This window comes from Streptomyces griseorubiginosus, from assembly GCF_017614965.1.
Classification (GTDB): domain Bacteria; phylum Actinomycetota; class Actinomycetes; order Streptomycetales; family Streptomycetaceae; genus Streptomyces; species Streptomyces griseorubiginosus_B.
This window is the reverse complement of the sequence record NZ_WVUG01000390.1, coordinates 1-7,193: the sequence shown is the minus strand read 5'-3', so window position 1 is coordinate 7,193 and position 7,193 is coordinate 1. Positions and strand designations below refer to the sequence as shown.

At 72.4% G+C, this 7,193-nt stretch carries 6 protein-coding genes; 4 read left to right on the top strand and 2 right to left on the bottom strand.

The genetic code is table 11. The annotated features are described in order from the left end of the window. Positions 1-826 precede the first annotated feature (826 nt). Together GRC12_RS39885 and GRC12_RS39880 are read right to left on the bottom strand one after the other, a co-directional pair. A complete protein-coding gene (locus GRC12_RS39885; protein WP_208785352.1) occupies positions 827-1,723 on the bottom strand; it encodes a hypothetical protein in 897 nt (298 codons plus the stop codon). Positions 1,724-1,811: 88 nt separating this feature from the next. Beyond that, positions 1,812-3,560, bottom strand: a complete 1,749-nt coding sequence (locus tag GRC12_RS39880; RefSeq protein ID WP_208785351.1) for a glycoside hydrolase family 35 protein — start codon at positions 3,558-3,560, stop codon at positions 1,812-1,814. Between the two features lie 123 nt (positions 3,561-3,683). Here GRC12_RS39880 and GRC12_RS39875 point away from each other — a divergent pair, with 123 nt between their 5' ends. The 4 genes from GRC12_RS39875 to pepN form a co-directional block, all read left to right on the top strand. Beyond that, the gene (locus tag GRC12_RS39875) at positions 3,684-4,574 is read left to right on the top strand and encodes a helix-turn-helix domain-containing protein (RefSeq protein WP_208785350.1); all 891 of its coding nucleotides are present in this window, start codon (positions 3,684-3,686) and stop codon (positions 4,572-4,574) included. An 11-nt stretch (positions 4,575-4,585) separates the two neighbouring features. Then, the gene (locus tag GRC12_RS39870; RefSeq protein WP_133042773.1) at positions 4,586-4,936 is read left to right on the top strand and encodes a chorismate mutase; all 351 of its coding nucleotides are present in this window, start codon (positions 4,586-4,588) and stop codon (positions 4,934-4,936) included. Positions 4,937-5,076: 140 nt separating this feature from the next. Beyond that, positions 5,077-5,616 (top strand): response regulator, encoded by a 540-nt coding sequence (locus tag GRC12_RS39865; protein ID WP_208785349.1) that lies wholly within the window; start codon positions 5,077-5,079, stop codon positions 5,614-5,616. A gap of 56 nt (positions 5,617-5,672) precedes the next feature. Further along, positions 5,673-7,193 (top strand): aminopeptidase N (gene pepN / locus GRC12_RS39860; protein ID WP_208785348.1); only part of this gene is annotated, 1,521 nt, incomplete at its 3' end.

The following is a 7,193-nucleotide window of genomic DNA, read 5'->3' as shown; positions in this document are numbered from 1 at the left end:
GCTGACTGCGGACCTCGGGCGGGGTGGCTTCGTGTCTGTGTCGGGTTGACTGCGGACCTCGGGCGCGCGTGGTTTCGTGTCCGCGTCCGGCTGGGTGTGGTCCTCGGGCGGGGTGGCTTCGTGTCTGTGTCGGGTTGACTGCGGACCTCGGGCGGGCGTGGTTTCGTGTGCGCGTCGGGCTGGGTGTGGTCCTCGGGCGGGCTCGGCTTCGTGTCCGCGTCGGGCTGGGTGTGGTCCTCGGGCACGGTGGCTTCATGTCCGCGTCGGGCTGCCTGCGGACCTCGGACAGAGTTGGCCTCGCGCCCTCAGTCCCGGCCGGCGTGGCCCCCCGCCAGGGCCCTCGCGCCCGGGCCGCGCCACCGGTCGCACGGCGGCACGGTTGCCTTGCGCCCGCGCCGCGCTGCCGGTTGCGCTCCGGGGGCACCGTTTGCGGCGCGCCCGCGCCCGCGCCGCGCTGCGGGTCGCGCTCCGGCGCGCTTTGCCCCGCGCCCGTGCCGCGCCGCCGGTCGTGATCCGACAGTATTCGCCCCGCCCCGTCTCGCTGCGTGTCGCACTTCGGCAGGGTTGGTCTTGTGGCCCGCGCCGTGTTCCCGGTCCGCAGTTCGACAGGGGTGGTCTTGCGTCCTCCGCCGCCGGTCGCGCTCCAGCGCGGGTTCGCCCCCCGTCCGCGCAGCGCTCCGGGACGCTTTGCCGCGCGTCCGCGCCGCGCTCCCGGTCGAGCTCCAGCAAGGTTCGCCCCACGGCTCGCGCCGCGTTCTGGTGCGGCTCGCGCCGCGTTCCGGCACCGTCCGCGCCGCACTCCGGTACGGCGCCCGCGCCCCGCCCCCTACGTGTCGCACTCCAGTACCGTCCGGCACACTCCGCATCTCGCTCGTACCCGGCCCTTCACCGGGACCCTGATGCGCTGGTGGCAGGTCGGGCAGGGGAAGGACACGCGGAGGGGGCCGTGGCCGTCCGGGGTGAAGGTGTACGGCGTGCCGGCGTGGGGGAGGGGCGTGTGGGTGTCCTGGGCGTGGCGGCGGTCGCGGGCGTAGCGGCGGCGGCCCGCCCAGCCGGCCGCGGTCAGCGGGGGCTGCTGCTCGTCGCGGCGGGCCTGCGCCATGCCCTCCGTGTAGGCCTCGTACGCCTGCGGGCTGGTGAACCAGATCGCGGGGTCCTCGCCGAAGACCAGGGCACGCTTGGCCAGGACGTAGCCGAACTCCTCGGGCGTGAGATAGCCGAGCTTCTGGGAGGACGCCGAGTCCTCCCGGTAGGCGTCGAGCAGCAGCCAGCCCGCGCCCAGGTACGTCGTCGCGGTGTCCGTGAGGATCTCGTTGTCCCGGGTGCCGGGGAAGGACAGCCCCAGCCGGTGCAGATAGACGTGCATGACCTCGTGGGCGAGGGCGGCGCCGATGTCCCGCCGGTGCGTGCGGAACCGGTCGTTGAGCTCCACGAAGTACTCCGGGCCCGCCGCCAGCTCGACGTTCGCCGCGTGCGTCATCTCCCTGAAGCTGACGATCAGGCGGGCGTCCGGCAGCCGGTAGTGCCGCACCAGCTCCCGGGCCACCCGCTGGGCACCCAGATAGAGGTCGTCGGTGTCGCAGAAGGCCACGTCCGCGGGGGCCACGCTGGTGGAGAAGGTCTGGACGGTGTCGTACGACAGGCGTTTCCAGAGCGCGGTGATGGCGGCCCGCACCATCTCCAGGTGTGGGTAGCCGTGCTCGACCGGTCCGCCGTTCGCCACGCCTGAACCCCCAAGACGCCCAGAACCCGACTCCACTCTACGGGGAGGAGAGCGGATTTTCCCTGGTCGGGTTCCGGGCGCCGGACGCTCACACGGAACGCAGCCGCACGGCCTGCGGGGCCGCCTCCTCCAGCTCCAGGACCCACACCTCGTTGTCGCCCTCACGCAGGACCGGACCGGGCACGTACAGGGAGCGCTGGGGGCCCGCCGTCCAGTAACGGCCCAGGTTGAAGCCGTTGACCCAGACGAACCCCCGGGTCCAGCCCGGCAGTTCGAGCCGTGCGTCCCCGGCGCCGCGCACCGTCGCCGTGCCCCGGTACAGCCCCGGGGCGCCGTCCTCGCCGAGCGGCTGGAAAACGACGTCCCCGATGTCGTCCAGCGCGTCCAGCCGCAGCCCACGCGCGCGTACCCCGTGCAGATACTGCCGCTCGTGCAGCAGCCCCCCGGTGATGCCCTTGGTCTCGCCGCTGCGGGGCCCGTAGTTCACCCGCCCCAGGGACTCCACCCACAGCTGTACGCGCGCGTGCCCGGCGACCGGCTTCGCCAGCTGCTCGTCGCCCTCGGTGAGCACACCGGCCCGCTCCCCGTCGACGTACACCACGGCCAGGTCCCGCAGGCCGCGCGCGGTCAGCGGGTAGGGCGGCCGGGGGCCCGGCATCGTCACCTCGTAGCGCACCAGGCCGCGGTCCACGTCCAGCTCCTCGAAGGTCGGCGGGACGGGTGCCGCGACCTCCCGGCCGCCCCGGCTCTCCAGGACGGCGTCAAGCGGCGTCCAGCCCGTCAGCCGCACCTCCGCCTCCGCGCCCAGCCGAGCGGGCGCCGGCGGCGGCTCGGGCAGCGGGCCGTCCGCGTACGCGGCGAGCACCTCCCTGAAGCGCCAGAACTTGTCGGTCGGGTTGCCGGACTCGTCGATCGGGGCGTCGTAGTCGTACGACGTCACGTCCGCCTCCAGCGGCCCCGTGTGCAGCTCGCCGCCGGGGCGGTTGGCGCCCGCCCAGCCGGCGAAGTTGGTGCCGCCGTGCGCCATGTAGACGTTGACCGAGGCGCCCGCCTGAAGGATCTCACGCAGCGCGGCCGCCGCGTCCTGGGCGTCCCGGGTGATGTGCTCGCCGCCCCAGTGGTCGAACCAGCCGCACCAGAACTCCATGCACATCAGCGGCCCCTCCGGCTGGTGCCGGCGCAGTGTCTCGAAGGCCTCGCGCGCGTGGGAGCCGAAGTTCACCGTGGCGAGCACCCCGGGGATGGAGCCGCCGGACAGCATGTGGTCCTCGGGGCCGTCCGAGGTGACCAGCGGGACCGTCACGCCCCGCGCCCGCAGCAGCTCGGCCAGCCGGCGCAGGTACTCCTCGTCCGAGCCGTAGCTGCCGTACTCGTTCTCCGCCTGCACCATGATCACCGGGCCTGCCCGGTCGACCTGCCGTTCCACGACCTGCGGCAGCAGCACCCCGAACCAGCGCTCCAGGTGCTCCATGAACCGCTCGTCACGGGTACGCGCGCGCGTGCCCAGCTCGCCGGTCAGCCAGTGCGGCAGCCCGCCGTTCTCCCACTCGGCGCAGATGTACGGGCCCGGCCGCACGATCGCCAACAGCCCCGCGCGGTGGGCCGCGTCCAGGAAGCGGCCGAGGGCCGCCACGTCCTCGTACTCGCCCGGCGTCGGCTCGTGCAGGTTCCACGGGACGTACGTCTCCACGCAGTTGAGGCCCATCGCCCGCAGCATCGCCAGCCGGTGTTCCCAGTGCGCTTCGTGCACCCTGAAGTAGTGCAGCGCGCCGGACAGCAGCCGCACCGGGCGCCCGTCCAGCAGGAAGTCCTTTTCCCCCACCCTGAAATCGGTCATGCGCCCCAGCCTCACCCCTGGCAGTGATAAGCGTCCATGGACAAAGATCAGCGCTGCTTGGACGAAAAGAGCTGCTCGGACGAGAAAACCGGCGGCCGGGACGACGCGGGAAGGAGCGCGCGGATGTACCACACCTGGATGCGGTTCTTCACCCCCGGCCCGGCCCACCACCGGCTCGGCCTGGTCTGCCTCGGCGTCGGGCTGCAGTACGGCGCGCTGCCCACCGTCGGCCCCCGCACCCTCGACCACCACGTCGCCGTCGTCGTCAGCGCGGGCAGCGGCTGGTTCCTCGACGCCGACGGCCGCCGCGCCACAGTCACCGCGCCCGCACTGCTGTGGCTCACGCCCGGGGTGCCGCACCACTACGGGGCCGATCCCGGGGGCGGCTGGGACGAGGGGTTCGTCGTCTTCGACGGGCCCGCCACCGCCACGTACACCGAACTCGGCTACATCGAGCCGGACCGGCCCGTGGTGCCGCTCTCCGACGCCACGGGCGCGCGTGGCGTGATCGGCCGCATCGCGCGGGCCGCCCGCCGCGGCAACCCGCTGCTGGAGGTGGAGACCGGCGCCGCCGTCCACGAGCTGCTGGTCGCCCTGCGCCGCGCCCGGGCCGACCTCGCGCCCGACGGCGACCCCGTCCTCAAGGCCCTCGCCCGCGACGCCTGTCTGCCGCTGAGCGTCGCCGACCACGCGGCCCGGCACGGCATGACCCCCGCCGAACTGCGCACCGCCGTACGCCGGGGCGCCGGCTGCAGCCCCAAGGACTACCTGCTCGGCATCCGGCTCGGACGCGCCAAGGAACTCCTCGCCGCCACCGAACTGCCCGTCGCCGCCGTCGCCCGCCGCGTCGGCTACGACGATCCGGCCTACTTCTCCCGGCTGTTCACCCGCCGCGTCGGCATGGCGCCGATCCGCTTCCGCGCCCAGCAGTTCCGCACCGTCCCCGGCGGCTGGAGCAACCAGGTGCCCGATCCAGACGATCCGCCCATGATCGAGCACACCCCCGCCCCGTAGGCTGTGCGCCCATGACCACCAGCAACAACGCGTCCGGCGAGATCGACCCCGCCGTCCGCGAGGAACTCGCCCGGCTGCGCGACAGCATCGACAACATCGACGCGGCCGTCGTCCACATGCTCGCCGAGCGCTTCAAGTGCACCCAGCAGGTCGGCCGGCTCAAGGCCGTCCACCAACTGCCGCCCGCCGACCCGGCCCGCGAGGCCCGGCAGATCGAGCGCCTGCGCGGCCTGGCCGAAAGCGCCAAACTCGACCCGGCGTTCGCTGAGAAGTTCCTGAATTTCATCATCGCCGAGGTGATCCGCCACCACGAACGCATCGCGGAGGACACCGTGAACGGCTCGGCGAAAACGGCGAATTGACCTCGGTCGACACCGCCGGGGAGGTGACAGCGGAGCCCGCAGGGGGCATGCTGCGCTGTGCACTCCTTGTCAGCTGACGGGCACACCGTGTCAGCGCTCCGGTCATAAGCTGGTTGTCCACGCGGGAGGGACGTCGGGCCATGCCGGATGCCAAGATCCTCATCGTCGACGACCACGAGGACACGCTGTACGCGCTGGAGAGCGCCCTGGCCCCGCTGGGCTATCTGCTGGGCCGCGCCACCAGCGGCGACGAGGCGCTCAAGCAGGTGCTCCGCGGGCAGGTCGGCCTCCTGCTGCTCGACGTCCGCATGCCCGGCGTCGGCGGTCTGGAAGTGGTGCGCTACATGCGCCGCGTCGAGCAGACCCAGCACATACCGGTCATCCTGCTCACCGGATTCGGGCTCGACCACGAACTGACCTCCACCGCCTTCGGCCTCGGCGTCGCCGACCTGATCACGAAGCCCATCGACCCCTGGGCGCTGCGCACCAAGGTCCGCTACCTCTACGACGCCCACCGCCGCAGCCTCGCCCTGGAACAGGAGATCCGCGACCTGCGCGCCCTGGTCAAGGGCAACGGCATGCCGGGCCCCGCCGCCCGCCCGGCCCTGCCCCACCCGGACGCCCGGGTTCCGCCGCAGCGCGACACGGGTGACACCGCGCCGGCCCAGGAGCGGACATAGGGCGCGTACCGGTCCGCCCCTGTGCCTTGTCAGTGGCATCGGGCAGCATTACCAGCATGTCCGTACTGACGCGCGACGAAGCGCAGACCCGTGCCAGGCTCCTCGACGTCCACCGCTACACGATCGACCTCGATCTGACCGCAGGGGACGAGATCTTCGTGTCCCGTACCGTGATCCGCTTCACGGCCCGCGCGGACGCGGACACCTTCGTCGAGCTCAAGCCGGCCGAACTGCGCAAGGCGCTCCTCGACGGCCACGCCCTCGACCTGGACACCTTCGAGGGCAACCGCCTTCCCCTCACCGGCCTCGCCGCCGGCGAACACGAACTGCTCGTCGACGCCACCATGCGCTACTCCCGCACCGGCGAGGGCATGCACCGCTTCACCGACCCCACCGACGGCGAGACCTACCTCTACACCCAGCTGTTCATGGAAGACGTCCAGCGCGTCTTCGCCGCCTTCGACCAGCCCGACCTCAAGGCCGTCTTCGACCTCACCGTCAAGGCCCCCGACGGCTGGAGCGTCCTGGCCAACGGCATCACCGAGCACCTCGGCGACGGCCGCTGGAAGGCCGCGTCCACCCCGCTGATCTCCACCTACCTCGTCGCTGTCGCCGCCGGCCCCTGGCACTCGGTGCGCACCGAACACCGCGGCCTGCCCTTCGGCATCCACTGCCGCCGCTCGCTCGCCCCCTACCTCGACACGGACGCCGACGAACTGTTCGAGATCACCCGGCAGTGCTACGACCGCTACCACGAGAAGTTCGCCGAGCCCTACCCCTTCGACTCCTACGACCAGGCGTTCGTCCCCGAGTTCAACGCCGGCGCGATGGAGAATCCCGGCCTCGTCACCTTCCGCGACGAGTTCGTCTACCGTTCCGCCGTCACCGACACCGAGCGCCAGACCCGTGCCATGGTCATCGCCCACGAGATGGCCCACATGTGGTTCGGCGACCTGGTCACCCTGCGCTGGTGGGACGACATCTGGCTGAACGAGTCCTTCGCCGAGTACATGGGCTACCAGACCCTCACCGAGGCGACCCGCTTCACCGACACCTGGACCGACTTCGGCGTCGCCCGCAAGGCCTGGGGCTACGACGCCGACCAGCGTCCCTCCACCCACCCCGTGGCCCCCGAGGCCGTCGAGGACACCGCCTCCGCGCTGCTCAACTTCGACGGCATCTCCTACGCCAAGGGCGCCTCCGCACTGCGCCAGCTCGTCGCCTGGCTCGGCGAGAAGGACTTCCTGGCCGGCATCAACACCCACTTCGCCCGCCACCGGTTCGCCAACGCCACCCTCGCCGACTTCATCGACTCCCTCGCCTCCGCCACCGAGCGCGACGTCCACGCCTGGGCCGACGCCTGGCTGCGCACCACCGGCGTCGACACCCTCACGCCCGTGGTCACTGCCGCGGACGACGGCACCCGCACCCTCACCGTCGAGCACAACGGCAGCCGCCCGCACCGCATCGCCGTCGGCCTCTACGACCTGGACGTCGCCGACGAGAGCCGCCACCTGGTGCTGCGCGAGCGCCTCGACCTCGACATCCCCCAGGGCGAGCCCCACCCCCTCGGCAAG

What these genes read in the sequence shown, in the direction of transcription:
- GRC12_RS39865 (WP_208785349.1), top strand. Translation starts at nt 5,077, where the DNA reads ATGCCGGATGCCAAGATCCTCATCGTCGACGACCACGAGGACACGCTG.
- GRC12_RS39880 (WP_208785351.1), bottom strand. Translation starts at nt 3,560, where the DNA reads ATGACCGATTTCAGGGTGGGGGAAAAGGACTTCCTGCTGGACGGGCGC.
- GRC12_RS39870 (WP_133042773.1), top strand. Translation starts at nt 4,586, where the DNA reads ATGACCACCAGCAACAACGCGTCCGGCGAGATCGACCCCGCCGTCCGC.
- GRC12_RS39875 (WP_208785350.1), top strand. Translation starts at nt 3,684, where the DNA reads ATGTACCACACCTGGATGCGGTTCTTCACCCCCGGCCCGGCCCACCAC.